Below are 26132 nucleotides of genomic sequence, written 5' to 3'. Positions count from 1 at the left end.
ACCTGGTTCTAAATGTGGGCTTGAAACGCATCGGGCAGCCAGGTTAGCTGCTGCCCGGTAATGGCGACGATGTCGAAACGACACTCTACCGTATCAAAACTGGCGTTGCGCGCCGCCAGCCACAGGGCGGCACTGCGTAACAGTTTTTGCTGCTTGCGCCAGGTTACGCTGACGGCTGCGCCGCCAAAATGCGCGTCGCGACGATAGCGTACCTCGACAAACACCCACTGTCGCCCGTCACGCATAATTAAATCCAGCTCGCCAACACGATATCGCACGTTGGCGGCGACAAATACCAACCCCGCCTGCTCCAGATAACGGCGCGCTATGCGTTCATAGCGCGCGCCTTGTTGCTGACGGCTTAGCTGGCCGGGACCACCTGCCCCTGACGATACTGGCTCCATGTCAACTTCCTGTTGATAACGCAATCATCCGTGGCGCTCAATTGACCGGTGTTGCCATCAATACGGAAACCGGGCATCTGACGCATTTCGCTAAAGTGGTTAGCCAGCGTCCAGGCATCAATGCCCATCGCATACAGGCGAACCAGCGAGTAATCATTATTAAAGCTGCGCGCTGCCTGCTGCATCAGCCCTGGATTCGCGCCCGACAGCAGCGGAATGTCGCTAAACTGTAGCCCTTCCATTTCCAGACGGAAATCAGGACCGGCACCGGCCTGGAAGCTGCGCGAGCTGGCATAGAGCGCAACATTGTTGCGGCTGCTGATGCGCATGGCGATCATCGGCTTAATCAGTTGCAGTTCGCTCTGAGTGGCCACGATATAAACCGCATCCACCGCGCCGCCGCTGGCTGTAGCCTCAGGCGGCGTGCTGCTCTGTGGTGCCGGGATCGTCAGGCCAGCAATAGTAATGCCCTGCGGTTCGCTTGCCGCTGGCGTCACCGGCGTACCGCTCAGGCTGATGCCTGCGCCGCTGTTGATGCCCTGCTTCAGCTCAGCTGAGGAGCCGAACCCCTGCTGCTGCACCGTACCGCCGCCCAGCGTTTGCCACTCCTGTGCAAATGCTTTGCTGACGCGATCGCCCAGCGAGCTACGCGGCACCAGCAATAAAGGCATGCGTTTGCCCTGTTGCCAGATATGATGCGCAGCATCTCGCGCCTCGTCTTCAGGAGAAAGCGCAAAGTAGCAAAGATTCGGATGGTTCTGGATTTTTTCCGGCTCATTAAGCGCCAGCACATTCAACGGCGTGGAGGAATCCGCCAGCTGCTGCACCTTATCCTTCAGCAACGGCCCAATCACCAGTGTCGCGCCATCCTGCTGCGCCTGCGCCAATACCTGCTGAATCGGCTGCGAGCTGGTGTCATACACTTTTACCTCGGCGTTGCTGGCCGGGGCGGTGGTGACGCTGGCCGCAGGCTGCGCGGCAGGCGGTGCTGTTTCGGTGCTGGCTGCGCTGTCGCCAGGCGCGGCGGAGGGACTGACAACCGCATCTGCGTTCTGCGTTGCAGCATCGCCGGCTGCCGGTTCAGCGCTCTGCGCGCCATCGTTGGATAACGCAACCGGATTTTGCGCACTGCCAACGGCAGGCGCCGGTGGTGCATTCAGCAGGCCGTTTTTCGCATCGTTAAAACCTTTCTGGATTGCGCTGGCAAAAACCTGCGCCTGGCCGCTCAGCGGCAGCAGCAGCGCGATTTTATTAGTGGAGGCGGGCTGGAAGTTCTGCACCTGGCCGAGCGCCGTAGGCAGCGTTTTTGCCGCCGGGTTTTGCGGGTAGCGTATCTGCCAGTCGCTAATCCCCGCTTTCAGCATATCGGGCTCGGTACGATTCGCCTTGTACACGTTGAGCAGATCGAGCCAGCCCTGCAGCGTATTTTCATCCGCGTTAATCGCCAAGCTGTTCATCTCCTCTGGCGGCAGCTGCGTCAGCGTCTGCCAGGTGGCATCGATATTATCCTGATGCGCTTTGTCGGTTAACAGCGGCTCCTGCGCAATCAGCATGCGCACCAGATCCAACGACGGTCGTCCCTGGTTAGCGGCAATTTTCAGGCCGTAGTAGCGTTGCTGCTGATCTTTCGACAGGATTGAGGGATCAAGCTTCGCCAGTATCGCCTGCGCGCTGGGGATATCCTGATTGCCAAGACGCAGCTGGGCGGTAAGCAACTGTAGCTCCTGACGCTGCGTGTCGCTCAGCTGCTGCGGCAGCTGATTAATTTGCTGGTATGCCTGGGGATACTTCCCTTCGTTAAGCAGTGCACGTATCGCAAGTAATTGCCAGTCAGCCTTGTTATCATCTGGGCTTTGCTGCACCTGCTGCAGGTAGTAGCTGGATGTGCCCGTTGCCGGTCCCTGAATATTTACCGAGGGAGCCTGCGGCGTCTGGCCGGTACAGGCTGCTAAGATCAGCCCAGCCAGGAGAACAGGCACAAAGCGCCCTGCTTTTTTTCGAACGACTTTTGAAGGAAGCATACTGTATCCAGTAAGTTTTTTTCAGGATGCTCAATATTAAATCGGCAATTCGGATGAAACAATGAAACAACACGATCGGGCAGAGATTTCTGCCAGCACGCTCTATATTGTACCCACCCCAATAGGCAATCTGGGCGACATCACCCAGCGGGCGCTGGCGGTGCTTACAAGCGTCGATCTGGTGGCTGCGGAAGATACACGTCATACCGGACTGTTGCTACAACATTTCGCCATCAATGCGCGACTGTTCGCATTACACGATCATAATGAGCAGCAAAAAGCGGAGCTGCTGCTGACGAAACTGCAGGAAGGCCAGAGCATAGCGCTGGTCTCCGACGCCGGTACGCCATTAATCAACGATCCCGGCTATCATCTGGTGCGCCGCTGTCGCGAAGCCGGTATCCGCGTGGTACCGCTGCCGGGTGCCTGCGCCGCGATCGCCGCGCTGAGCGCTGCCGGTTTGCCCTCCGACCGCTTTTGTTATGAAGGCTTTTTACCGGCCAAAAGCAAAGCGCGTTGCGATACGCTACGCGCTCTGGCTCAGGAACCACGTACGCTGATTTTTTATGAATCAACCCATCGTCTGCTTGATAGCCTGCGCGATATGATCAGCGAACTGGGGGCAGATCGCTATGTGGTGCTGGCGCGTGAGATCACCAAAACCTGGGAATCGATTCACGGTGCGCCGGTAGCGGAGCTGCTGGCGTGGATTGAAGAGGATGAGAACCGGCGTAAAGGCGAAATGGTGCTGGTTGTCGAAGGGCATCATGCCGATGAAGAGGCGCTGCCGATCGAAGCATTGCGCACCCTGGCGCTGCTGCAAAAAGAGCTGCCGTTAAAAAAAGCGGCGGCGCTGACGGCGGAAATTCACGGCGTGAAAAAGAACGCGCTGTATAAATATGCACTCGAACAGCAAGAAGGATGACAAAACGTTCAGAATGCCCTATTATCCGCGCCGAAGCTGACCAGACAGTCGCCGCTTTGTCGCCGTCCCCTTTCGGGGGAGACGGGCAGAGGGGAGGAAAGTCCGGGCTCCATAGGGCAGGGTGCCAGGTAACGCCTGGGAGGCGCAAGCCTACGACCAGTGCAACAGAGAGCAAACCGCCGATGGCTCATTCGTGAGCACAGGTAAGGGTGAAAGGGTGCGGTAAGAGCGCACCGCGCGTCTGGCAACAGTTCGTGGCACGGTAAACTCCACCCGGAGCAAGGCCAAATAGGGGTTCACAAGGTACGGCCCGTACTGAACCCGGGTAGGCTGCTTGAGCCAGTGAGCGATTGCTGGCCTAGATGAATGACTGTCCAAGACAGAACCCGGCTTACCGGTCAGCTTCACTCTTTACAAAACCCCGCTTCGGCGGGGTTTTTGCTTTATATCTCGGCAAACAGGGCTGAACAGGTATCGCTTACAGGCGACTTAAACAGTCCAGCGCCACGCTTTTAAAGCTGGCGAAGTCGCTGCTGTCGCGCAGGCGCGTCATGGCGCGCTCGCGCATAAAGGTCACAAACAGATCGTAGATCGCCATCGCCTCTTCATAGTCATCCTTGCTGATGGCTAACAGGAAAATCACATAGGCAGTTTCTTCTCCCCAGATGATGCCCTGCGGCGCTAATACGGTATAGACCACGCTTTTTTTCGCCAGCAGGCCCAGCGAGTGCGGCAGCGCAATCCCCTCGCCCAGCATGGTGCTGAGAATCGCTTCGCGCTCCTCAACGGAAGGATAAAAGCTCGCGTCCACGAAGCCCTCCTGCTCCAGCTGCTGGCACAGCTGGCGAAACAGCTGCGCCTGCTCCATCGGCCGATCGATAATGCAAAAGTGACGCGCGTCGAAAAATCGCTCCAGCATGTAAGGTTTCGTGCGATCCACCAGCACCTGTTTTCCCAGCTGCTCCAGTTGATAGTCGGTGGGGAAAGGTGACATCACCACTATTGGCTTGCCCTTCTCGCTTAACCGCACGGTGGAGATAACAAAATCCTCTTCAATACTCTCCTGCATCTCATATTCACGCAGCGAAATGATGCGCGTGACAACGATTTGGGGATATTTACGCAGCAGCATCGCCTGAATCATGCGTACGGTTGAATTGCCGGTATCGCATACCAGCATGACTTGAGGATGACGCTGATAGCCCACGTTATAGTGACGCTCCAGGCCAACGCCGATATGCAGCACCAGAAAACCGATCTCGTTTTCACTGATCACATACGGCGTATATTTACTCCAGCTGGAAACCGCCGCCAGCGTCACGTCATACGCCATTGGATAGTGCTGCTTGATATTGGTTAACAGCGGATTGGGAATGGTGATTTGATAGCGGACGCGGGTGATCATGGTTTTGATATGCGTAAGCAGATCGGCACGCAGCTGCTGGTCGTTTTGCAGGTTATAGTTGTAGTGGGTGTTGATATAGCTAAGGATGTAGTTCACCAGCGAATCGCCATCGTCGGCGCTGATAGCGCTGGGCGCGATCTCTTCTACCCGTCGGGCGGCGATATTCAGACGCAGCCAGGCCTCTTCCGCTGGCGCAATAACTTTACCGGTAATCGGGCGCATCAGGTTAATGATATGGCGCGCCGCCGCCTGCACATCGCTCTCCACCTCATCGGCGCTGAAATCGGAAAGCGGATAGCCTTCGCTGATGCGGCGTACCGCAACGGCACAGTAAAGACGCAGGTAAAGTTCGCCCTCGTCGGTCATACGGATATTAAAACGCGCAAAGCACTGCAACAGCAGCGGCTGAAGCGTCAGCAGCATACCGCTGTTGAGCGCTTCCATCTGCAAAAGCGGGTTTTCACTATTTTCCTGTGCAATCTGATAGAGCAGATCGGTCAGGCAGGTACGAATCGCCATCTCACTGCCGAACAGCTTCATGCCGTAGCGCGGGCGCGCCTCAATGGTAAGCTGATAGCGGCTGAGCCACTCCCTGACTTCCGCCATATCGCTTTGCAGCGTGGCGCGGCTGACAAACCACTCTTCCGCCAGATCTTCGAGCTTGATCGCCCAGGCCGACGTCAGAAAACGCGTCAGCAGATAATGAATGCGCTCTGTTGAGGTACGGGGAATGCGCAAATGCGCCGGCGACTGCTGCGTCAGGCGCTGATAGCGCACCGGATCGAGAATACGCAGCTGATAGCCTTCGCCGCGACAGAGCACAAACAGCGCACCGTGATCGGCCAGCATCTCGTTAAGCATATTAATATCGGTACGCACCGTGCGCGTGGAAACCGCAAAACGGCGCGCCAGCTCATCCTGCGGCAGCGTCTCTTTTTGCAACGTATCAAATAATTGAGCCAGTCGCTGGTTCGGAAATCTCACGGCAGCTCTCCCCCTGTTGGCTACGTAAATTAACGTATCATCATGGCACAATCACCATCTGGAACGGCGCACCAATGGCAGTGTAGTCATCACTAAAACGCAGCATTCCGCTGCTGCTATCAATATAAAAACGCGTAAGGTTGTCGCTGTGCTGGTTAAGCACATAGCGCGTTTTGCCATCTTCGGACAGCGTCAAGTCGCTACGCGTCCGGAGACGCTCGATCAGGGTCAGCGTCCCGTGCGGCTGATAAGTTCCTGTAAACGCAAAAGGGGTTGCCGCAGCCAGCGGCGCAACGCCAAACAATGCCACAGATAAGGCGACAATCAGCTGTTTTCGCATAAGATTATCCTGAATCAGTATGCCGTTGCGCTGCTCCTGCCGGGCGTTAGCCCACCAGCCTTTTGGTTATCGCCAGTAGCGTTTTGACATCTTCAGGTCGCGTATCGCCAGAGCCTTGATCGATAATAGAACTGTAAATATGCGGAATAATTTTGCTGACGCCCGCATCCAGCGCAATCTGTAAAATCGCCTCATAGTTGTCCAGATCGATACCGCCGGTCGGCTCCAGCCAGAAATCGTGCTCGGCACAGGCCTGCGCCACTGCAGTAAACTCATCTCTCGCCTTCAGGCCGCCCATAGGGAAATATTTTATCGAGCTGCCGCCCATATCTTTCAGCATGGCGATGGCGGTTTCAACCGGCACGATCGCATCTGGCGCCTGGGCGCTGAGTGGTCCGGTGGAAATTTTAACTTTCCCCGGCGTTCCGGTGGGCGATACCAGGCCGTTGACCACGGTTTGTTGCTGCCCCAGCAGCGCGCGGCTGGTTGCTACGCCGGTAAATACCTGATTAACATGCTGCGGCTGTACTTCACCAGAGATCTCGCTGACCATCGCCGACTGACGCGGGTCGCCCGCGCCCAGCCCAACGGAAAGCGCATTATCAATCAGCGCGGCATACTGACGCATATCGTCGACGGCACGCTCCACGCTGGCGTAATTTTTCGATAATACGCCAACCAGCACATGGCCTTCGGCCGCCTGCCAAATGGCCCGGGCGTTATCTTTTGATCCTGCCAGAACGTTCAGGCAAACCCGGTGGTGATAAAAGTTTGGCGTCAGCGTCATGCTTGTTTCTCTCCTGTAAGTAAAGCTTTAATGCTCAGATAAATGGTGTTCAGCTGCGCCGGCGTTACGCTGCGTACGTCAGCTTCAACGATGCCTTCATTGGCCTTGTAGCCACGAAAATAGATTGCGACCGCGCCATTTTTCAGCGCCTGTACCAGCTCGCCGGTGGTCTGTCCGATAGCCGCCTCGTCAAAATGGATCTCGGCACGGGCAATATCGCGTCCGGCGGCATCCCAGACCACCCGGGCGTTAACGCCATTCAGCGTGTTCAGGTTGTCGATAAAAGGCGTCATTTTTTCCACCATCTGCGCACCGCTCTCTTTTTCCTGCGTCAGATAGTTTTCGATGGCCTGCGTCAGGCCAAGAATGCCCTCTTTTCCCACTTTCATCGCCCGACCAATGCCTGATGACTGGCGCTTAACCCACTCAACATACTGCTGTTTCCCGACCACCAGGCCGCTGGTCGGCCCTTCGATCGCTTTTGCGCCGCTGTAGATCACCAGATCCGCACCGCACTGGTAGTAGCGCTGGAGATCTTCTTCCGCTGCCGCATCAACAATCAGCGGGACATTATGTTTACGCGCCACCACTGCCGCCTGCTCCACGCTCAGATGGCTTTTCTGCACGCAGTGATGTGATTTGATATACAAAATGGCTGCCGTTTGGGGCGTTATCGCCGCAGAAAGCTGCTCTGCGGAGCATTCATTGGCATATCCTGCCTCTACCAGACGACCGCCGCCCAGCGCCACCATGGTGCCCACCGGCGCGCCAAAGTTAACGTTATGTCCTTTTGGCAACACGATATCGTGCGGCACCGTAAGCGGCGCGGCGTGCAAATTCTCCAGTAGCCAGGCGTTATCCTTCACAATCACCGCCGCTACCGACTGGGCGATCCCCGCAGAAGCACAGGAGACCACCAGCGCATTTTCCGCACCGAGTAGTCTGGCGATCCAGGCACCGGTTTTATCCACCAGATCCTTCATTTCAAAATAGTGGTTCAGGCCATATTTCACTGTATCCACTACGTCTGCCGATGGCGTGGAGACGCCAAGAATCGTCATACGCCCGGAGGCGTTGATCACCTGTTTCAGATGATATTTCTCATAAATTGAAGACATTTTTTGCTTTCCCTTCATCGGTAACCATCCACTGACCAGCAACGACCGCCGCCAGCGGGGTGAAATGCTGCGCTCCCTGTACGGTTTCGCCTTCTGAATCCTGCAGCGGGCGCGCCTCGTGGCTCAGCGTAAACAGGGTAAGATCGGCATCGAAACCGGGTTCCAGTCGCCCTTTATGCGCCAGACGCAGCCCCTCTGCCGCTTTCCAGGTCACACAGTCGATTATCTGCGGCAGCGTCATGCCAATACTGAGAAACTTCGACATAACGTGCGCCAGGCTCTTCACCGGTCCCTCGATCCGATTACGGCAATAAATATCAGAGCTGATGGTATCGGGCAGAATGCCCTGCGCGATGGCGCGCCGCGCTACTTCAAAGCTGAAGCTGGCGCTGCCGTGGCCGACATCCAGCCGTACGCCACGCTGCAGCGCTTTTTTCACCGCCTGTCGCAGCTCGCCTTCTGGCGTCAAAATGCGGTTCGGCTTGCCGTTATAGCAGTGGGTAATAATGTCCCCTGCGGTCAGCAGCCCGGCGATATCGTCCAGATTCGGCGGGTTATTGCCGATATGCACCATCAGCGGCAGATCACCATTCTCCTGCTGGATCTCTTTTGCCAGCTGCAGCGGCCGGATGCCGTTTTCTCCCACCACGCTGCTGCTGATACGCGCCTTGATGCCGACAATAAAACCAGGCAGGCGCTGTAGCGCAGCGTGCACGGCGGGCTTATCGATCTGGCTAAGATCGGCCAGCTCGTTTTGCGTGACGATGCCGGTACGGGCGATATTAAGCAGCGCATAGACCTGCGTTCGCGCTTCACGGGTTAGCTGCCGGAGATCGTCGACATCATCCGCGCCGGTGCTGCCCGCATCCACCACGGTGGTCACGCCAGTCGCGACGCCGATGCTGTCCGCCTCATCATAATAAATCGGTGATTTGGGATAACAGTGAACGTGCGAATCAATCCAGCCTGCGCTGAGATAAACACTGCCATCCAGTAGCCGCTCATCTTTTGCTGGCGCGGTTACCTCACCAATGGCGGCAATTTTCCCGTCCTGGATAGCGATATCGACCAGCCGCTCATCCACCAGACGGGCGCGACGAATAATCAAATCGAACATAACAACTCCTTCTGGCGGGCCGGCCTGGGCAGCAAGCCCGCTGTGGTTTACAGCGCCACCGGAAAAATAGCGCCCAGCACCATTGCGCCAAGGATCGCGCCGCCGGTAATCGGCTTATTCCACAGGTAAAACAGCAGCGCGCCGATCAGCGAACCGAGACCGATAGGAATAGAGGCACCCATCGCAGAGAGGATAATTAACGGCCCGAGGAAGCGCCCGGAGGTGTTGCCTGCTCCCATCATCACATCTGCACCGTAAGTAGAGTCGCTCTGGTTGATGGTGAATTTACGCGCCAGAATAATGACGTAGCCAATCGCCACACCGATAATCAGGCCGGTCGCCAGCGAAGCGGCAAAGTTCGCCACCGGAAAGATAATGCCTGCGCCCAGCAACAGTGCCGGAACGCCCAGCCCAACGCCGGTCTGAATCGCACCGCCGATATCCAGAATGCCCACCAGCGAGCCTTCGATAATGCGTGCAAACAGAAAGCTGGCGCCAAAGGCGGCTACCGCGCCATAGGCGCCGGTTTCCATCCCGGCGCGCAGCATGGAAACAAAGGCAACTTCGTTAAAGGCGCCGATGCCATACAGGTAATACATATGGGTACCGGCGAATACACCGGCGGAAAGCAGGCCAACAAAGATCGGGAAGGACCAGTCGGCGTACCAAAATCCACTTTTAGTCTCGTTCATCGTATGCTCCCGGTTATTTGCCGCTCAGGCTGTTATGGATCATCTCAAGCCAGCCCGGCACGCCCGCATGGAATGATTCCAGCAGTTTGATATCGAAGCCGCGGAAGAAACCGCTCAGCACAAACAGCAGAACAATCGAGACCATCATGACTTTGGTGACTTTGTTCCAGCCGCTTTCTTCCACGCCTTTGCCAATCAGAATGCCCAGCACCAGGCCTGGCACGGCGTTGCCCATAATCAGCTGTGCCAGCCCGCCGAAAATCGTGGCCCAAAAGCCTGATTTTTTTCCGGCATCAATCGCTGCCAGCCAGAAGATCACCGGCATGACCGTATTCACCAGCAAATTAGCGGCCGGAACCAATACCTTAACTGCCGTGACCTGTAGCGCTTCCGGCACCGCCGAAGCGGTTGAGTTCAGGAAGGCCACCACAAACATGCCGATAAGGCCGCAGGCAATCGCCATTTTTTTCGGGTCGTGTAGCGTTTCAGCGACGTTGCGGTTTTTGATCATGAGCGCGGCCGCGCCCCAGTTAGGGATAATGCGATGATCAACATCCTGCGTAAAAGAACCGGCGGCCACCGAGGAGGCCCATGCGTTAAAGAAGAAGCCGAGGCCAAAGGAGAAGTGAGAGGCAGGATCGCCTTCACAGGAGTTAAGTTCGCCCAGTGTTCGAAATGCGCCCATGCCCTGAGAGGTTGGCGCATGGAACATGCGCGCGGCACCTGCGCCGACGCCCACGCCGACCAGCCCCCCAATCACCAGCGACTTAAGCAAAATAATTAAAAACATCAGTTTTTCCTTATGTCTTATCGCCTAACGTTTTTATTGCGCGATCGTAAATTCCACCTTGTCGGTATCAATCACGGTCACGTTGACGGTAATTTCCAGCTCCACGCTGTAGCTCCGTCGTTCACGCGGCAGAAAAAAGAACAGAAACTTCTCTTTTCTGACGCTTTGCTGCGCACGAATAACCTTTACGTCCTGTGGCTCGATGCGCAGCAAAACTTTCTGGGTGGACTGCAGCACCTTGTGCTGCACATGGCTGAGCGCATCGGCAAAAGCTCTGCTTTGCGTATCGCCTTTGCCGCTGACCAGAACCGAAGTGGTGAATTGCTGTTTCATGTTTAGCTGCCGTATTTTTTATTCCAGGCCAGCACCAGCTTCTCGCCCAGTTCCTCTTTATCCATAAAGCCAAATCCCAGTACGTTGGCGCCTTCGTTAATCGCCGTCACGCCTTCATCTATCGAGCGCATGCCGTGTTTGGCCTTATAGCCATATTTGTTTTGCGCCGTGATCGCGCCTGCACCGCCGCTGCCGCAAAAAGAGATGCCGAAGTCGGCGTTTTCCGCCTTCATCACATCGCCCAGTTTCATATCCGCCGCGACGCCAGGCACCACTACCGCACGCCCGCCCGCTTTTTCGATCCCGGCCGCAACTTTTTGTCCTTTACCTAAACGATCGCCAATCACTACGGTTACCATATTGCGTTCCTTCTGTTGGGTTGCTAACTGCTGGCTGGCCTCGGCCTGCCGTTGATTAATTTGATTTCGCTACTTCGAAATGAACCGAAAGCAGCCACGTCTCTTCACGTGGCAGGTTGCCAAACAGATCCACGACCTGCTGTGCCAGCCGCATTGATTCAGGAGAGATATCCTCAAACAGTTCCGCTTCAACTTCTGGCAGCGGCTCACCGGTTAATGAGCGCAGCGCCATAGCGCGTACGTGGGAAGCCAGCATCTGTTGCTGTACCGCATTGGCATGAATAGCCTCTGCGGCAAAGATCTGGTCTATTTGTTTTTTTACCTGTTCGGCAAGCGCATCTATTTCTGCATCGCTGACCGGCTTTTGCACCGCACTGTTATTCACCTTTCCCACTCCTGATTGCCTGAAGGTCCATTTGTTTCGCGTTGAAAACAAAGTAGCGCTATCGCCGGTGGGTTTGTAGCCCGAATTTTTCCGCCACGAAGTGGAAATAACAGCGCATCCGCTGCGCAAAGTCGCAAAAAAGTTATTCTGTGCAAAATAAGGGGAAAAGAAACCCATTTCATGCAGGGAATAGCGCGAATTTACGCAACAGTCAGAAATAAACAGCGGGAACGAAAAAGAGGGAAACGCCCTATTTTTTTATAAATAAGAAAAAGTTATGAATAAAAAATGGTGAGGAAATGTGAGTTGGCACCCATTATTTAGTAATAGGTTAAAAAGAGGCATTTTATGGTGCTGATTACAAAAACCGGATACGCCAGCGCACCCGGTTTTTATATTTATTCCATTATTGTCCGGCGATGCTCATTTCCGGCAGCAGCACGGAGCCGCACTGGATATTACTACGTGCTTCAATATCGTTGCCTACGGTCACAATATTACGCCACATATCTTTCAGGTTGCCGGCAATGGTAATCTCGCTTACCGGATACTGAATTTCGCCATTCTCAACCCAGAATCCCGCTGCGCCGCGTGAATAGTCACCGGTGATGCCGCTTACGCCCTGCCCCATCAGCTCAGTGACAACCAAACCCTTGCCCATCTGTTTAAGCAGATCGTCAAAGCTGCTGCCCTGACCCGCGATACGCCAGTTATGGATGCCGCCCGCATGACCGGTGCTTTGCAGCCCCAGCTTACGCGCCGCGTAGCTGGTCAGCAGCCAGGTTTGTAGCACGCCCGCCTTGACGATCTCACGATCCTGAGTGCGTACGCCCTCGCTATCAAACGGCGTGGAAGCCAGCCCTTTTAACAGATGCGGCTTTTCTTCAATGGTCAGCCATTCCGGCAGGATCTGGGTGCCCAGCGCATCAAGCAGGAAGGTGGATTTACGATAGACGCTGCTGCCGCTGATTGCGCCAACCAGGTGACCAAACAGGCCAGTTGCGACTTCCGGGGCGAAAATGACCGGTGCCTTCATGGTTGGCAGCTTGCGCGGTGCCAGGCGTGACAGAGTACGGCGTGCGCACTCTTGCCCAACCCACTCTGGCGACTGAAGATCGTCTAATGCGCGGCCAATGGTATAGGCGTAATCACGTTCCATATCCCCTTCCGCTTCGGCGATCACGCAGCTGGAGAGCGAGTGGCGGCTGGAGCAATAGCTTTGCAGCATACCGTGACTGTTGCCAAAGACTTTAATCCCGACGTGACTGTTGAAGCTGCCGCCTTCGGTATTGGTAATACGTTTATCCGCCTGCAGCGAAGCCTGCTCCGCACGCGCCGCCAGCTCGATCGCTTTGTCAGGATCGATCTCCCACGGGTGGAAAAGATCGAGATCCGGCGCGTCAAAGGCCAGCAGCTCGCGATCGGCCATCCCGGCATAGGGATCGGGCGAGGTGTAACGGGCGATATCTACCGCTGCCTGTACGGTGCGTTTGATTGCGTCACTGCTGAGATCGGTGGAAGAGGCGCTTCCCTTGCGGTTTTGGTAGTAGACAGTAATGCCCAGCGCGCCATCGCTGTTAAACTCAACGTTTTCTACCTCACCATAACGGGTACTGACGCCAATACCCGTGGTTTTACTGACCGCTACCTCAGCGCCGTCGGTACCTGCTTTCGCCAGCTCCAGCGCCTGGGCTACCGCCTGCTCCAGCACTTTACGTTGTTCTGCAACCTGAGTGAGTATTTTCATTGATCTACCATAATATGATGAGTACGGTCTGCCTGCGCCGGCGGGTCCTGCTGAGCCAGACATTGCAAGGCAACGCGTGAGTTGTATCCTTATCTGGAGTCTAACAGAGTCAGAGAACAATTTCGCAGTAGCCGCGTAACCTGATAGCATTAGCCTCTTTTTCAGGAGCCTGATAATGACGAAACACCCCGAAGAGTGGCTCGACGACGTACCGGATAATCAAGAAGAAGAAGATGAAGAGATTATCTGGGTCAGTAAGAGTGAGATTAAACGTGATGCTGAGGAGCTAAAGCGACTCGGTGCGGAGATGGTCGATCTGGGGAAAAACTCTCTTGATCGCCTGCCGCTGGATGAAGAGTTGCGCGACGCGATCGAGCTGGCGCAACGCATCAAGAAAGAGGGCCGACGCCGTCAAATGCAGCTGATTGGCAAGCTGCTGCGCGCGCGCGATCCCGATCCGATCTACCAGGCGCTGGATAAGCTGAAGAACCGGCATAACCAGCAGATTGCACTGTTCCATAAGCTGGAAGCGATGCGCGACCGTTTAGTCGAACAGGGCGATGACGCAATGCCTGAGGTGCTTAACCTCTATCCACATGCCGATCGCCAGCAGCTGCGCAGCATGATCCGCAACGCGCAAAAAGAAAAGGCCGCCAACAAACCGCCAAAGTCGTATCGTCAGATCTTCCAGTATCTGCGCGAACTGGCTGAAAGCGCGTAAGTTGTCGTGCCCCGCAGCAACAGCGTTACGCTCTCTACACTGAGCGTAACGCTGACTTCCCACCGTTAATGATGCGGTTTGCGCTTAACGTTCCGTTATTTTGCTAAGCGATCCAGCAGTTTCTGATGAATACCGCCAAAGCCGCCGTTGCTCATTACCAGAATGGTATCGCCCGGATGCGCATGTTTGGCGATCATCTCTACCAGGGCATCAACATCAGCGCTCCAGAAAGCGGGCTGGATGCAGGCATCCGCCACTTCTGCTACCTGCCAGGGAATATGATGCGGCTGGAAAAGAAAGACTTCATCGGCACGCCCCAGAGCAGGCGCGAGGTCATCTTTGCTGACCCCCAGCTTCATGGTGTTCGAGCGTGGCTCCAGCACGGCAAGGATACGGGCGGTGCCACCTACTTTGCTGCGCAGCGCAGCCAGCGTCGCCAGAATCGCCGTAGGATGATGAGCGAAGTCGTCATAGACTTTAATGCCGTTGACTTCACCACGCAGCTCCAGACGCCGACGCGCGTTGATAAATTCATCCAGCGCGCGTCCGGCATCTTCCGGCTTCACGCCAACGTGTCGCGCAGCGGCAATGGCCATCAGACCGTTATGCATGTTGTGTTCGCCCACCAGCGACCAGTTCACTTCCGCAACGCGTTCGCCATCCAGCCAGGCTTCCCAACATGAAGCGTCCGCCGTCACTTTTTTCGCCTGCCAGCGGCCGTTCTCACCCACCGTTTCCTGCTCGCTCCAGCATCCCATCGCCATTACCTGTTTCAGGTTGGTATCGTGCTCCGGCAGCAAAATTTTGCCCTGACCCGGCACGATACGGACTAAGTGATGGAACTGCTTCTGAATTGCGCGCAGATCGTCAAAAATATCGGCGTGATCGAATTCGAGGTTGTTCAAAATCAGCGTGCGCGGGCAGTAATGAACAAACTTGGAGCGCTTATCAAAAAAGGCGCAGTCATATTCGTCAGCCTCAATCACGAAGAATGGGCTTTTTCCTAAAGTTGCCGATACCGAGAAATTTCCCGGCACGCCGCCAATAACAAACCCCGGTTCCAGCCCGCAAGCCTGTAAAATCCACGCTGTCATGCCTGCGGTGGTGGTTTTCCCATGGGTTCCCGCAACGGCGATCACCCAGCGGTCGCGCAGCACAAAATCATGCAGCCACTGCGGTCCGGACATATAGGGAATATTGCGCTCAAGCACCGCTTCAACGCAGGCGTTGCCCCGCGTCATTGCGTTGCCGATAATGACTAAATCGGGCGCGGGATCGAGCTGACTGGCGTCGTAACCCTGAATCAAATCAATGCCTTGATTCTCCAGCAGCACGCTCATGGGCGGATAAACGTTGGCGTCAGAGCCGGTGACTTCATGGCCCATCGCACGCGCCAGCATCGCCAGCCCGCCCATAAAAGTGCCACAGATACCCAGGATATGAATACGCATAAAAGATCCGTTTTCGAAAAAGTTCGGGGCACAGTGTAGCGCCGAGCAGCGCGGGAAGAAACGGATTTGACCTATGGTCTTTGCGGTTCATTCCGTTAAACTGCGATGGCATACGTTGCAGCTTTGTACCCTATGCTGCTACTCCATCGTAGATTCAGGGATTGTGTTATGAAAACATTAGGCGAATTCATCGTCGAGAAGCAACACGACTTTCCGCATGCCACAGGTGAACTGACGGCGCTGATCTCCGCTATTAAGCTCGGTGCTAAAATTATCCATCGCGATATTAATAAAGCCGGGCTGGTTGATATTCTGGGCGCCAGCGGCGTTGAAAACGTTCAGGGCGAGCAGCAGATGAAGCTCGACCTGTTCGCCAACGAAAAACTCAAGGCGGCGTTAAAAGCGCGCGGCATCGTAGCCGGTATCGCGTCTGAAGAAGAGGACGAAATCGTTATTTTCGAAGGCGTGGAAAATGGTAAATATGTGGTTTTAATGGACCCGCTGGATGGCTCGTCAAACATCGATGTCAACGTGTCGGTCGGTACGATTTTCTCTATTTATCGTCGCGTGACGCCACCCGGTACGCCAGTGACCGAAGCGGACTTTATGCAGCCGGGCAATAAACAGGTGGCTGCGGGTTACGTGGTTTACGGCTCCTCAACCATGCTGGTTTATACCACGGGCTGTGGCGTACATGCCTTTACCTACGATCCGTCGTTGGGCGTATTTTGTCTGAGTCAGGAGCGTATGACCTTCCCGGAGAAGGGCTATACCTACTCCATTAACGAAGGCAACTATATTCGCTTCCCGCAGGGCGTGAAGAAGTACCTGAAGTTCTGTCAGGAAGAGGATAAAGCGACACATCGTCCTTATACCTCGCGTTATATCGGCTCTTTGGTAGCGGATTTTCACCGCAATCTGCTGAAGGGCGGCATCTATCTCTATCCCAGCACCGCCAGCCACCCCAGCGGTAAGCTGCGCCTGCTGTACGAGTGCAACCCGATGGCCTTCCTCGCCGAACAGGCAGGCGGTAAAGCCAGCGACGGTAAAAACCGTATCCTTGATCTACAGCCGGAAGCGTTGCATCAGCGTTGCCCCTTCTTTGTCGGTAACGATGCGATGGTTGAAGATGTCGAGCGCTTTATGCGTGAATATCCAGACGATCATCAGGCTTAAAAGATAAACAAGGCCGCCCATGATTCGGGCGGCCTTTTTCATTATGGCCCGATGCGCCTGCCTGCTGCGCTTATTTCGCTATACTTACCCGAAACTGCGACATGCTACTTACCAGCTGACGCGACTGCTCTTCCAGCGACTGCGTGGCCGCTGTGGCCTGCTCGACTAATGCGGCATTTTGCTGCGCCACTTCATCCATCTGACTCACCGCCTGATTGATCTGCTCGATATCGTGGCTTTGCTCCAGCGATGCGTCAGAAATCTCTCTCATCAGGGCGGTAACATGTTTCACTTCGGTCGCGATAGCATTTATGGTTGCGCCGGCGCGCTGCGCCATGTCGCTCCCCTCTTTCACCCGACCTTGCGACTCGCCAATTAACTGACGGATCTCTTTTGCCGCTCCTGCGCTGCGCTGCGCCAGGTTGCGCACTTCACTCGCCACCACGGCGAAGCCGCGCCCCTGCTCCCCAGCGCGCGCCGCCTCCACCGAGGCGTTCAATGCCAAAATATTGGTCTGGAAAGCAATGCCGTCAATAACGCCCAAAATATCAGCGATATGGTTGGCGCTTTCAGCTATTTCCTGCATCTTGCCGGTAACGCTGCTGACCTCTTCAGCACCCGTTTCGGCAGTAGTGGAAACATTGCGCGCCAGCTGATGCGCCTGCAAGGCATTGTCAGCGTTCTGTTTCACCGTCAGGGTTAATTTTTCAATGCTGTCCGCCGTTTGCTTCAGCGAGGCCGCCGACTCTTCTGTGCGCTGTGACAGGTTGAGATTGCCTAACGAAAGTTCACGACTACCCACATCGATTTGTAACGAGGCTTCCATCACCTGGCTAACGGAATCAAGCAGTCCCTGTTGCATTTTTCTCATCGCTTCAAGTAAGCGCCCCAGTTCATTGCGGCCCGCATCCGGTATCGGCTGCGTCAGATCGCCGATGGCGATATGTTCCAGCTGTTCAACCGCCTGATTCAATGGTTTAAGCAGCACCGCTTTTAATGTCATCCATGCGATAACCAGCAGCGTCAGGGTTAACAGGCAGCAGACGATAATACTGATCTGCATTACCTGCTCATTCAGTTTCGCCTGCTCCAGGCGCATATTGCTGATTTGATTAGCGTCCTGCGCGAAGGCATCAAACGCCTGTTGATAGCCGCCGGTAGAAGAGGTAAGCACATTTCCTACCAGCTGGTAATAAGCACTGGCGTCTTTATTTTCCAGCGCCTGTAATAAAGGGTCGATGCCTTGTTGTCTGTAACGTTGATAGCTGGCTTCAAGCGACGTAAATAGCTCTTTGCCGTTTTCTGTATCGATATGACTGGCAATGACCCTGTCCATCGCTTTTTGCGCTTGTTGGATATAACCGATCACGCGGGTAATATTTTTTTCTGCTTCCGCCCGTTGATTATTGCTGAGTTGGTAAAACGCCGTCGCCGCCGTGGCACGTGCGCGAAACAGATTACTGTTATGCTGATAAAGCGGACTGATGATCTCGCTGTCGATATAATCAATTTCCTCAAGAAAATCATTTGATTTTTGCACCGCGCTAAGCCCAATAACGCTGACGATAAGCAACAGCAGCGTGACTGTTGTTAGCAGGAAAATTAATGCTGTACGCAACGATATATTTTTCAACATAAGATAGTTTCCATAAAATAATACATTCTGCGTTCCTTCGTCTGAAGATCATGGTGAATTCTTATTGTTCTCTATAAATATCGGCATAATTAACAAACTCTATAACGGACATAACTTACTAATTTGCGTACTAATGATATTTCTGCGCGTTAATACTTCTGGCGCAGCCACTGCTCGCCTCCGCCGGTATCCGTTGTTATAGTATTTTTTTGTTTCCTGTCGGGTCATGGAGCGTTACATGACGGCCTTTGCCTCAATATGTATTTTGCTGGTTCTCGGTGGTTTGAGTTTGTTGGTTCACAATACCGCCGTGACGCTCTCCGTCGCGGCGTTATTGGTGATTAAATTAACGCCGCTGTCACAATTTTTCCCCTATATCGAAAAGCAGGGGCTGACCCTGGGGATCATCATTCTTACTATTGGCGTGCTTTCGCCGCTGGTCAGTGGCTCTCTGCCGCTTAATACGCTATTGAAATCTTTTCTCGACTGGAAATCATTGCTGGCGATTGCGGTAGGGATCCTGGTTTCCTGGCTCGGCGGGCGCGGCGTCACGCTGATGAGCAGCCAGCCAACCATTGTCGGCGGCCTGCTGATCGGTACGATTATCGGCGTTTCCCTGTTTCGCGGCGTGCCGGTGGGCCCGCTGATCGCGGCCGGACTGGTTTCGCTGTTTATTTTCAATAAATAACCCTGGCTGGAGCATTCCGAAAGCGGAAAAAGGGGGCATACTTTCATTGTCAGTTGGCTATAATAGCCGTCACTCAACTTATGACGAATGAAGGAAAGCGAGATGAGTTTGAACCAGGTTCCTGCCGGTAAAGACCTGCCAGAAGATATTTATGTCATTATCGAGATCCCGGCTAATGCCGATCCGATCAAATATGAAGTAGATAAAGAGTCTGGCGCGCTGTTTGTTGACCGCTTTATGTCGACTGCTATGTTCTATCCGTGCAACTACGGTTATATCAACCACACGCTGTCTCTGGATGGCGACCCGGTTGACGTACTGGTGCCGACACCGTATCCGCTGCAGCCGGGTTCAGTCATTCGCTGCCGTCCGGTTGGCGTGCTGAAAATGACCGACGAATCAGGTGAAGATGCGAAGCTGGTTGCCGTACCGCACACCAAGCTCTCCAAAGAATACGATCACATTAAAGATGTGAACGATCTGCCGGAACTGCTGCGTGCCCAGATTACCCATTTCTTTGAACATTACAAAGATCTGGAAAAAGGCAAGTGGGTTAAAGTTGAAGGTTGGGATAACGCGGAAGCGGCCAAAGAAGAGATCCGTACCTCTTTCGAACGCGCTGCGAAGAAGTAATGCCCATCGGGTGAGAGCCCTCTTACCACTATGTAAAGCCACCTCCAAAGGAGGTGGCTTTTTATTCACCTGATGAAATATTATCCCGTTGCAGCCAGTCGCCGCTTGGGATATGCGTCAATCCTGCTACCGATCGTTGATACACGTATAGCCAGGCGCTGCCGTACGGCGTCTGAATCAGCTGACGCTTATACTCGCCGCCGCGGGTTCGAAGCGCGTCCAGTTCACCTAACGTACTGGCATCAATTCGGTAAACTTCACCATATACGGTGCCCTCTCCCGGCACGACGCCGGGATAGAGACCAATATTGTAAAGATCGTAGCCCTCGATCTGATGATCGCCGAGCCACTGCGCGTTTGTCATCCAGTGACTATTTCCCTGTTTGCGCCGTAAACTGCCGTAGACAATTATTCGCATTGCTAAAACTCAAACTGATAGAGCAAATCGAGTGCCTGGTCGACGCCGGACACTGCTTCCAAATAGAGCTTAGGCATCAGGCGATAACGCAATGTCAAAGTCGCCAGTGAATCAAAGATACCCACTCCATATTTTACTTGTAGACCCGGCAGGACATAACCGCTGACCTGAACCTGCTGGCTGTCACCGACACCGGCAGTATCAAGGGCAAGATTGCTAACGCCGAAGGTCTCGCCGATTTTACCCACAATTTGACCACTTTGCGCAACCCCTAAACCAACAAGGGCGGAAGTCAGGGCGTTGCTGTCGCCATCCGCATCCAGTCCCTGCCCGCGCAACAGGTAAGAAAGCGCTTCCTGCTGCGACATCGCCGGATCGGAGAAAATCTCCGCTTTTGGCTCATCCGCCAGCCCGGTCACACGCAACCCGGCGGTCACATCATCCTCGGTTGCCTCGGGATTACGAATGGCTTCCAGATTGATATAAGGCTGATCCGGCGGCCCGGCAAACTGCAGTTCGCCTTTACGCACCAGCAGATCCTGTCCATAAGCATGGAAACGACCGGAGGGGATATTGATCTGACCATTCAGTCCCAGCCCGCGTTTATCCTGTACCAGCTTGAGATCGCCATTCAGCTTCGCTTTCAGGCCAAAGGCGCTGAGACGGACATCATCGCCCACGTGAATAATCAGATTACTGTTAATTGGGATTGCCGCCGTTTGTGGGGTTACTGGCTGTAGATTTTCATCCAGCAGCACCTCATCGGAAGAGACGCCGGCGGCGCTCTCTGGCACCTCCTGAACCGTAATTCGCGCCCAGGGCACATCCACCTTACCGTCAAGCGTAAAGGCGATGGGCGAAGCATCGAACGTCAGATCTGGCGAAACATCCATGCGCACCATCGGCGGAACGGTCACCCGCACGCGATCGCCGCGTGCGGCAATATGAGCGCGCCAGTTATCCAGCTGGCTCCAGTCGGCATTGCCGTCCAGGTTAATCTGTCCGTGCGCAGTCTGGATTAACCCCGCCAGCGTTGAGCTCATGCCGTTAAATGCCATCGTCAGGTTAGCGCTGGTCAGATCAACCGGCATAAAACTGCCTTCCACGTCCACATCACGCAGCCCCAGCTGCCCATAAACCAGCGGCTTTTGCAGGTTACCGCCAAGGCGCAGATTGCTGTTGAGCATACCTGCCACCTGTTCGCCGCGCATCAGCGCCGGATTAAACAGCGCCAGCGACATGTTGTTGATATTGATATTGCCGGAGAGATTACGGCGGTTTTGTGGATCGCTAATCTGAACCTTGCCGTCAAACTGCCCGTTATTGGCAATGCGCAGCAGCCACTCTAGCTGCGCCTGGCCGTTACGCATGGCAGCGTTAAGATTCAGGGTATCGAAGGCGATCGGCAGCGCATTACCCTGCACATCCTGCGTGACTTTAACGCCGTTGCCTTTCAGCGCTACCCGTCCGGTAGGCAGCGAGCCGTCGCTATGCCAGCTAACATCGGCATCGCCGCTGAACACGCCTACCAGCTGCGTCTCTTGCGGCAGGAAAGGCTTAATCATCGCCAGGTCGAAGCGGTTTAGCGTTACGCGTGCATGACCGTCCGGCCCCGCCTCAATCGGCTGCGGCACGCAGAGCTGCGCATTGGGATTGCGCCAGCAGTGCGCGCCAATGGTCGCGGTTTGTCGCGCGTTCTGATAATCAATTGAGATGGCGCGGGTGAGTCGCCACTCGCCTACCGGCGTATCAAAGAAGGTGTTATTCAGCGTCCCCTGCCAGCGTTGCTGCTGACGATCGAAACTGCCGTTCAGCGCCAGCTGGCCCGAAACCGGATCGCCGTTGACGTTAAGCTTCACCTGGTGTTTCTGCTCATTGCCGTCTGCGTTCAGCGTTAGCTGATTAATCGCCAGCGATGCCTGCTTCAGCTGTTCAACGCGCAGATGTAGCTTGCCTGCCACCTGTTCGCTTGATTTCACATCACCATCCAGCCGCACGCGGGCAATGGTCAGCTCCTGCCAGCGCAGGCCGGTGGCGGTAATATCTGCCAGCAGTTGCGGCGCCTGTAGCGTTCCGCGCGCTTTGATGGTGCCTTTCGCCACGCCGCCCAGACCAGGCAGCGCGTTGTCCAGATGCGGCGCGTCAATATTGGCATCCAGGTTAAGCGCATCGCCCAGTTCCCCCTTCAGATCGATATTGTTGCGTCCCAGCACCAGTTTAATCCCGGGAATATTCCACTGGTTGTAGCTGTTGCCATACAGCGAGCCATCTGCCGAAACTGCGTTCTGCCGCACTTTGCCGCGCAGCCGGAGTTCCGGCACGCGCATCTGCCAGCTCCCGCCATACAGGCTGCCGCGCGTGGTGACTTTACCCTCCAGCGTGGCGGGCCAGTCAGGATAGTGCCGGGCAGTATTAATCCCGTTCAGCGTGAGTTCGCTGCGCCAGCTGATCGCTTTGCTCCAGTCCACCAGACCGCTAAGATCGGCATGGCCTTGTAACGTCGACAGCCGCAATTTATCAAGGCTGAACTGTTCAACATTGCCCTTGCCGTCCAGCGCCAGATCGGCTGGCGGAATGGCTTCGCCCTGCAAAGCGGTGCGCAACGACATCACATAGTCGGTTGCCTTGCCGCTAAAGCTGAAATCCAGATTATCCGCCTGATACTGCGTTGCGCCACTGAGCGGCCAGCGCAGCTGTGGACTGGTTAATTTTAGCTGCAGCGGCAGACCAACGGTGGCCAGCTCGGTTTGGCCGGTAAGCTGTGCATTCAGCGGGCCGGAGAGATTCACTCCCAGCTGAAGCTGCTGACGCATAGCGCCGCCAAGCGTCATTTTGATCTTCTCGCCTTTCAGTGGCTCGACGTTCAGCGCGCCGTTGAGGTTGAAAGCTACCGGCCAGTTACCGGCAAGCTGCGCCTGTCCACTGGCCTTAAGCTGCCCCTGCGGCGAATCAATATCCAGCGTTTGCAACTGTAACAGACGATCCTGCGTTTTCGCTTTCAGCAGTAAACGATTGACTGCCAGCTCGGTATCGCCGGTGATCCGCAGCTGTTCGCCCACGATCTCCTGTACCTCAATATCAAGCGGCAGGCGGAAATCAGGCATCGCTGGCAGCAGCGGCTGCTCGAACATTGCTTTCAGCGTTTCGCCCAGCGGTTTCTCCTGCGCCTGAGGCTGCTGGATCTTGGGTTGTACCACCTGTTCATTAGCCACCTGCGCCGCTTTCGGCAGCGCGATAAGCAGGCTCTGAATACGCGTTGGCGTTAAGGTAAGCGCACGCTCCTGCCAGTGCAGGCCGGTAGAAAAATCGAGCAGGGAAATTGCGGTATTATCAATTTTAAGATTGATATTGTGCAGGCTGAGATGACGCAGCGTAATGGGATAAGGCGTACTGATCTCACCGCTGCCGCTCTCTTCTTCCGGCGGCGGTGCGTTGGATGGCGTCATTTTGCTGCTGTCCACCACAACATTGAGATCTTTCAGCCCAAGATCGTTAACGCAGAACGCGGAGTTTTTCAGACAGCCCAGCTGTACGGCCAGGTGGAATTCGCCAGCGTTCAGCGTTACGCCCGGCATTTCATAGCGCACCCCTTTCAACGTCAGGTTACGCCAGCCGCCATTCACCTGCTGAATAGATAAACCTGGCACCCAGCGCGCTGCGCCGTTCAACAGCAGATGCAGGCCGGGCGTAGTGCCCACCAGCAGCAGCCCGCCGCCTGCCAGCACTGCTAAAAAAATCAGAATCCCAATCAGGACCTTTTTCCATAGCTTCATAGTTCAGGCCCCAGTCCGATGTAAAACTGCAAACCGTGTTCCTCTTTATCACCCACAGGCCGCGCCAGGTCGAACTTAATCGGCCCTACCGGCGAGGCCCAGCGTACGCCTATACCGACGCCGGTTTTAAAGTTGCTTCGCTTGATATCGTTCACCGCTTCGCCGGAATCCACAAATACCGCGCCCCACCATTTGCCGGTCACGTTGTATTGATACTCCAGCGAGCCGATCGCCAGTTTCGACGCCCCGGTCAGCTTGCCGTCATCATTGCGTGGAGAGATGCCTTTATATTTGTAGCCGCGAATACTGCGGTCGCCTCCGGCGAAGAAACGCAGATCGGGCGGCACTTTTTCAAAGTCGTTGGTTTCAATCCAGCCGAGGTTGCCGCGCGCCACAAAGCGATGCCGCTCCGCCAGCGTACGGATCCAGACGTTTTGCGCCTGTAAAACAAGAAAATCGACATCCGATCCCCAGGTGGTATCAGAAATATCGACAGAATAGCGTTGGGAGTCGCCCCAGTCTGGCATCAGCCCGCCGCGCGAGCGGGTGCGGTTAACGCTGACGCCGGGATAGATCAGCATGGTGGTGTTGGTGACGTTCGCCTGGGTAAAGTGATCCAGACTCCAGCGCAAATTGATGGCTTTTTGCCAGCCGGAGCTGTTATCCCAGTAGCGCGACAGCGCCAGCGTGCTGGAATCTGCTTTGGTATCGTTCAGGTCGGTGCGCTTCAGGCCGCCCTGAACCAAATAATATTGTTCCAGCGGATTTTTCAGCAGCGGCACCTTATAGCTAAAATCAAGCTGCTGCTCAGGTGCTGATAGGTTGGCACTGGTCGACAGGCTGTGTCCGCGTGAATTCACCCACGGCTTACGCCAGGTGGTTTTCAGCCGCGGCCCGACGTCAGTAGCGTAGCCGATGCCGGTTTCAATGGTGTTTTCGGTGCGCGGCGAGACCACGCCGCTCAGCGGTAAAACTTTATCCGCCGTGGTTTTATCGAATTCCGGCGCGACCACCACTGAATTAAACCAGCCGGTCGCCGACAGGCGACGGTTTAGCTCAGCCAGATCGCGTGAGCTGTAATAATCGCCTTCGTGAAACGGCACCAGGTTTTGCAGATACTCATCGCGGATCTGCGATCCTTCAAAGGTCACGTCGCCAAAGCGATAGCGCTTGCCGCTGTCGTAATCGAGATCCCAGAACGCTTCGCGGCGCTCTACGGATACGCCCAGCTGACTTTTCTTGAAATCACCGTCAAAATAGCCGTTGCGCAGCGCCAGATTGGTAAAGCCTTTTTTGAAACTTTCATACTTGCCGTGATTAAGAATGGTGCCGTTTTCAGGACGTCCCTCTCTTACCCACTGCTGATACTCCGCATCATTACGCGCATCGCCGCGCAGAATAATGGTGCTACCGGCGATCTTTACCGGCTCGCCTGCTGAAACGCGTGCAATCAGTACCGGTCTGCCGCCTTTTGCCGGAGCCGGACGGCTTTCAAAATTGATATCAGGTTCGTAGTAGCCCAGCGCGCGCAGCCCTTCTTCAATGGCTTTTTTAACCCGCGCACGAAAACGGCCGTCAGCACTCACTTCATCGGTATCGATTGTGGAAAGCTGTGCCCTGACGTTTTTCTGCAAATCTCCGGTTAATCCCTCGAGCTGTAAGCGAATGTTCGCGGCCTGAGCGCCAGGCGCTGCTATCAGCAAACAGGCTATGCAATAGAGATGAAATCGTGGCACGCTTACTCCTGTTAATGTTGCCGAATCCCCCTTTTTCCCAGGGGACAAATAACATTGCGAACCAACAGGCGCTAATGTCGATGTCGAGTTTGGTTAACAGCATAGCTTTCCTCTTGCCGTTGCGACTATGCGCACAGCAAATAAAAAAGCGCCCCAAAAGCAAATTTTGCCGTTATTGTCGGCAAAGCTGCGCCGCGTTACAACCAACAATGCTGCTTGTTCGCGCAATAACGGCGAATATGGTTGTTTTAATGCCCCGTGAATGTCCGCTTGTTTATTAAACAAGATGGCGCAGCAACAGCGCTGGCGGGCTGAGCAGAGCTACTGCTATAATCCACAGCGGCCGCTTATGCGGCTGTTATCATCCCTTTCTGCCCCGACCTGTGTGTCGAACCGGCGCAGACATTTTTGGCACGGATAGCCCAGCATAAATGGAAAGCTGCAGTGATGCCGCAACGCGCGCTGCCCAGGCCAAAAATGACAAGTATCAAAA

At 55.1% G+C, this 26132-nt stretch carries 23 protein-coding genes and 1 other RNA gene; 6 read left to right on the top strand and 18 right to left on the bottom strand.

Translation table 11 applies throughout. The annotated features are described in order from the left end of the window. Positions 1 to 8 precede the first annotated feature (8 nt). Positions 9 to 404, bottom strand: a complete 396-nt coding sequence (locus ACQE32_RS13970) for a YraN family protein (RefSeq protein WP_250650936.1) — start codon at positions 402 to 404, stop codon at positions 9 to 11. Continuing rightward, complete coding sequence (locus ACQE32_RS13965) at positions 362 to 2425, bottom strand: penicillin-binding protein activator (RefSeq protein ID WP_427021952.1); 2064 nt, start codon at positions 2423 to 2425, stop codon at positions 362 to 364. The genes ACQE32_RS13970 and ACQE32_RS13965 overlap by 43 nt, the downstream gene beginning before the upstream one ends. Positions 2426 to 2486: 61 nt before the next feature. Here ACQE32_RS13965 and rsmI point away from each other — a divergent pair, with 61 nt between their 5' ends. Both rsmI and rnpB read left to right on the top strand, forming a co-directional pair. Then, positions 2487 to 3350 carry a 16S rRNA (cytidine(1402)-2'-O)-methyltransferase gene (rsmI, locus tag ACQE32_RS13960; protein WP_426973302.1) on the top strand — a complete coding sequence of 288 codons (864 nt, stop codon included), beginning with the start codon at positions 2487 to 2489 and terminating at the stop codon, positions 3348 to 3350. A 32-nt stretch (positions 3351 to 3382) separates the two neighbouring features. Further along, positions 3383 to 3760: RNase P RNA component class A (gene rnpB, locus ACQE32_RS13955), an RNA gene on the top strand. Between the two features lie 68 nt (positions 3761 to 3828). Here rnpB and ACQE32_RS13950 read toward each other — a convergent pair. From ACQE32_RS13950 to pmbA, 11 genes are all read right to left on the bottom strand, one after another. Further along, positions 3829 to 5739, bottom strand: a complete 1911-nt coding sequence (locus ACQE32_RS13950) for a BglG family transcription antiterminator (protein WP_427021951.1) — start codon at positions 5737 to 5739, stop codon at positions 3829 to 3831. A gap of 40 nt (positions 5740 to 5779) precedes the next feature. Continuing rightward, the gene (locus tag ACQE32_RS13945) at positions 5780 to 6079 is read right to left on the bottom strand and encodes a beta-propeller fold lactonase family protein (protein ID WP_426973299.1); all 300 of its coding nucleotides are present in this window, start codon (positions 6077 to 6079) and stop codon (positions 5780 to 5782) included. A gap of 46 nt (positions 6080 to 6125) precedes the next feature. Next, positions 6126 to 6866 (bottom strand): 2-dehydro-3-deoxy-phosphogluconate aldolase, encoded by a 741-nt coding sequence (dagF, locus tag ACQE32_RS13940; RefSeq protein WP_426973298.1) that lies wholly within the window; start codon positions 6864 to 6866, stop codon positions 6126 to 6128. Continuing rightward, positions 6863 to 7984, bottom strand: coding sequence for a DgaE family pyridoxal phosphate-dependent ammonia lyase (locus ACQE32_RS13935; RefSeq protein ID WP_426973296.1), 1122 nt, complete (start codon positions 7982 to 7984; stop codon positions 6863 to 6865). Before ACQE32_RS13935 ends, dagF begins: the two co-directional genes overlap by 4 nt. Further along, complete coding sequence (locus ACQE32_RS13930) at positions 7968 to 9101, bottom strand: amidohydrolase/deacetylase family metallohydrolase (protein ID WP_426973294.1); 1134 nt, start codon at positions 9099 to 9101, stop codon at positions 7968 to 7970. The genes ACQE32_RS13935 and ACQE32_RS13930 overlap by 17 nt, the downstream gene beginning before the upstream one ends. Positions 9102 to 9148: 47 nt before the next feature. After that, positions 9149 to 9793 carry a DUF4310 family protein gene (locus ACQE32_RS13925; protein ID WP_426973293.1) on the bottom strand — a complete coding sequence of 215 codons (645 nt, stop codon included), beginning with the start codon at positions 9791 to 9793 and terminating at the stop codon, positions 9149 to 9151. A 13-nt stretch (positions 9794 to 9806) separates the two neighbouring features. Next, complete coding sequence (locus tag ACQE32_RS13920; protein WP_085069922.1) at positions 9807 to 10583, bottom strand: DUF4311 domain-containing protein; 777 nt, start codon at positions 10581 to 10583, stop codon at positions 9807 to 9809. Between the two features lie 33 nt (positions 10584 to 10616). Further along, positions 10617 to 10916, bottom strand: coding sequence for a DUF4312 family protein (locus ACQE32_RS13915; RefSeq protein ID WP_250650944.1), 300 nt, complete (start codon positions 10914 to 10916; stop codon positions 10617 to 10619). Positions 10917 to 10918: 2 nt separating this feature from the next. Next, on the bottom strand, positions 10919 to 11275 hold the full coding sequence (locus ACQE32_RS13910) for an SFCGS family glycine-rich protein (RefSeq protein ID WP_085069919.1): 357 nt from the start codon (positions 11273 to 11275) through the stop codon (positions 10919 to 10921). Positions 11276 to 11330: 55 nt separating this feature from the next. Beyond that, on the bottom strand, positions 11331 to 11660 hold the full coding sequence (locus ACQE32_RS13905; RefSeq protein WP_426973291.1) for a glycine dehydrogenase: 330 nt from the start codon (positions 11658 to 11660) through the stop codon (positions 11331 to 11333). A 406-nt stretch (positions 11661 to 12066) separates the two neighbouring features. Next, positions 12067 to 13407 carry a metalloprotease PmbA gene (gene pmbA, locus ACQE32_RS13900; RefSeq protein WP_426973289.1) on the bottom strand — a complete coding sequence of 447 codons (1341 nt, stop codon included), beginning with the start codon at positions 13405 to 13407 and terminating at the stop codon, positions 12067 to 12069. A 175-nt stretch (positions 13408 to 13582) separates the two neighbouring features. On the opposite strand from pmbA, the gene yjgA reads away from it, so the two are divergent. Continuing rightward, positions 13583 to 14128: a ribosome biogenesis factor YjgA gene (yjgA, locus tag ACQE32_RS13895; RefSeq protein ID WP_085069914.1), complete on the top strand. Its 546-nt coding sequence runs from the start codon at positions 13583 to 13585 to the stop codon at positions 14126 to 14128. Between the two features lie 95 nt (positions 14129 to 14223). Here yjgA and mpl read toward each other — a convergent pair whose 3' ends face one another. Beyond that, positions 14224 to 15579, bottom strand: coding sequence for a UDP-N-acetylmuramate:L-alanyl-gamma-D-glutamyl-meso-diaminopimelate ligase (gene mpl, locus ACQE32_RS13890; RefSeq protein ID WP_427021950.1), 1356 nt, complete (start codon positions 15577 to 15579; stop codon positions 14224 to 14226). Positions 15580 to 15747: 168 nt separating this feature from the next. Between mpl and fbp the strand changes: the two genes are divergently transcribed. Next, positions 15748 to 16755 (top strand): class 1 fructose-bisphosphatase, encoded by a 1008-nt coding sequence (gene fbp, locus ACQE32_RS13885; protein ID WP_426973286.1) that lies wholly within the window; start codon positions 15748 to 15750, stop codon positions 16753 to 16755. 70 nt (positions 16756 to 16825) lie between these two features. On the opposite strand, the gene ACQE32_RS13880 is transcribed toward fbp, so the two are convergent. Then, positions 16826 to 18391 (bottom strand): methyl-accepting chemotaxis protein, encoded by a 1566-nt coding sequence (locus tag ACQE32_RS13880; protein ID WP_427021949.1) that lies wholly within the window; start codon positions 18389 to 18391, stop codon positions 16826 to 16828. Positions 18392 to 18629: 238 nt separating this feature from the next. Here ACQE32_RS13880 and ACQE32_RS13875 point away from each other — a divergent pair, with 238 nt between their 5' ends. Beyond that, positions 18630 to 19079, top strand: coding sequence for a DUF441 domain-containing protein (locus tag ACQE32_RS13875; RefSeq protein WP_426973283.1), 450 nt, complete (start codon positions 18630 to 18632; stop codon positions 19077 to 19079). Between the two features lie 102 nt (positions 19080 to 19181). Then, the gene (gene ppa / locus ACQE32_RS13870; RefSeq protein ID WP_250650950.1) at positions 19182 to 19712 is read left to right on the top strand and encodes an inorganic diphosphatase; all 531 of its coding nucleotides are present in this window, start codon (positions 19182 to 19184) and stop codon (positions 19710 to 19712) included. Positions 19713 to 19773: 61 nt separating this feature from the next. On the opposite strand, the gene ACQE32_RS13865 is transcribed toward ppa, so the two are convergent. From ACQE32_RS13865 to tamA, 3 genes are read right to left on the bottom strand one after another with little or no spacing between them, the layout of a single operon-like run. After that, entirely contained in the window at positions 19774 to 20130 is a 357-nt protein-coding gene (locus ACQE32_RS13865) for a gamma-glutamylcyclotransferase family protein (protein ID WP_426973282.1), read from the bottom strand. A gap of 2 nt (positions 20131 to 20132) precedes the next feature. Further along, a complete protein-coding gene (gene tamB / locus ACQE32_RS13860; RefSeq protein ID WP_427021948.1) occupies positions 20133 to 23903 on the bottom strand; it encodes an autotransporter assembly complex protein TamB in 3771 nt (1256 codons plus the stop codon). Then, positions 23900 to 25639: an autotransporter assembly complex protein TamA gene (gene tamA / locus ACQE32_RS13855; protein ID WP_427021947.1), complete on the bottom strand. Its 1740-nt coding sequence runs from the start codon at positions 25637 to 25639 to the stop codon at positions 23900 to 23902. Before tamA ends, tamB begins: the two co-directional genes overlap by 4 nt. Positions 25640 to 26132: the final 493 nt, after the last annotated feature.

The organism is Pantoea sp. FN0302, from assembly GCF_050113775.1.
Classification (GTDB): domain Bacteria; phylum Pseudomonadota; class Gammaproteobacteria; order Enterobacterales; family Enterobacteriaceae; genus Mixta; species Mixta alhagi.
Note: the sequence above shows the minus strand (reverse complement) of the source record. Positions and strands in the feature narration are given on the sequence as shown.

Coding starts and splice junctions, on each gene's coding strand:
- ACQE32_RS13970 (WP_250650936.1), bottom strand. CDS start 404: ATGGAGCCAGTATCGTCAGGGGCAGGTGGTCCCGGCCAGCTAAGCCGT.
- ACQE32_RS13965 (WP_427021952.1), bottom strand. CDS start 2,425: ATGCTTCCTTCAAAAGTCGTTCGAAAAAAAGCAGGGCGCTTTGTGCCT.
- rsmI (WP_426973302.1), top strand. CDS start 2,487: ATGAAACAACACGATCGGGCAGAGATTTCTGCCAGCACGCTCTATATT.
- ACQE32_RS13945 (WP_426973299.1), bottom strand. CDS start 6,079: ATGCGAAAACAGCTGATTGTCGCCTTATCTGTGGCATTGTTTGGCGTT.
- dagF (WP_426973298.1), bottom strand. CDS start 6,866: ATGACGCTGACGCCAAACTTTTATCACCACCGGGTTTGCCTGAACGTT.
- ACQE32_RS13935 (WP_426973296.1), bottom strand. CDS start 7,984: ATGTCTTCAATTTATGAGAAATATCATCTGAAACAGGTGATCAACGCC.
- ACQE32_RS13930 (WP_426973294.1), bottom strand. CDS start 9,101: ATGTTCGATTTGATTATTCGTCGCGCCCGTCTGGTGGATGAGCGGCTG.
- ACQE32_RS13925 (WP_426973293.1), bottom strand. CDS start 9,793: ATGAACGAGACTAAAAGTGGATTTTGGTACGCCGACTGGTCCTTCCCG.
- ACQE32_RS13920 (WP_085069922.1), bottom strand. CDS start 10,583: ATGTTTTTAATTATTTTGCTTAAGTCGCTGGTGATTGGGGGGCTGGTC.
- ACQE32_RS13915 (WP_250650944.1), bottom strand. CDS start 10,916: ATGAAACAGCAATTCACCACTTCGGTTCTGGTCAGCGGCAAAGGCGAT.
- ACQE32_RS13910 (WP_085069919.1), bottom strand. CDS start 11,275: ATGGTAACCGTAGTGATTGGCGATCGTTTAGGTAAAGGACAAAAAGTT.
- pmbA (WP_426973289.1), bottom strand. CDS start 13,407: ATGAAAATACTCACTCAGGTTGCAGAACAACGTAAAGTGCTGGAGCAG.
- yjgA (WP_085069914.1), top strand. CDS start 13,583: ATGACGAAACACCCCGAAGAGTGGCTCGACGACGTACCGGATAATCAA.
- mpl (WP_427021950.1), bottom strand. CDS start 15,579: ATGCGTATTCATATCCTGGGTATCTGTGGCACTTTTATGGGCGGGCTG.
- fbp (WP_426973286.1), top strand. CDS start 15,748: ATGAAAACATTAGGCGAATTCATCGTCGAGAAGCAACACGACTTTCCG.
- ACQE32_RS13880 (WP_427021949.1), bottom strand. CDS start 18,391: ATGTTGAAAAATATATCGTTGCGTACAGCATTAATTTTCCTGCTAACA.
- ACQE32_RS13875 (WP_426973283.1), top strand. CDS start 18,630: ATGACGGCCTTTGCCTCAATATGTATTTTGCTGGTTCTCGGTGGTTTG.
- ppa (WP_250650950.1), top strand. CDS start 19,182: ATGAGTTTGAACCAGGTTCCTGCCGGTAAAGACCTGCCAGAAGATATT.
- ACQE32_RS13865 (WP_426973282.1), bottom strand. CDS start 20,130: ATGCGAATAATTGTCTACGGCAGTTTACGGCGCAAACAGGGAAATAGT.
- tamB (WP_427021948.1), bottom strand. CDS start 23,903: ATGAAGCTATGGAAAAAGGTCCTGATTGGGATTCTGATTTTTTTAGCA.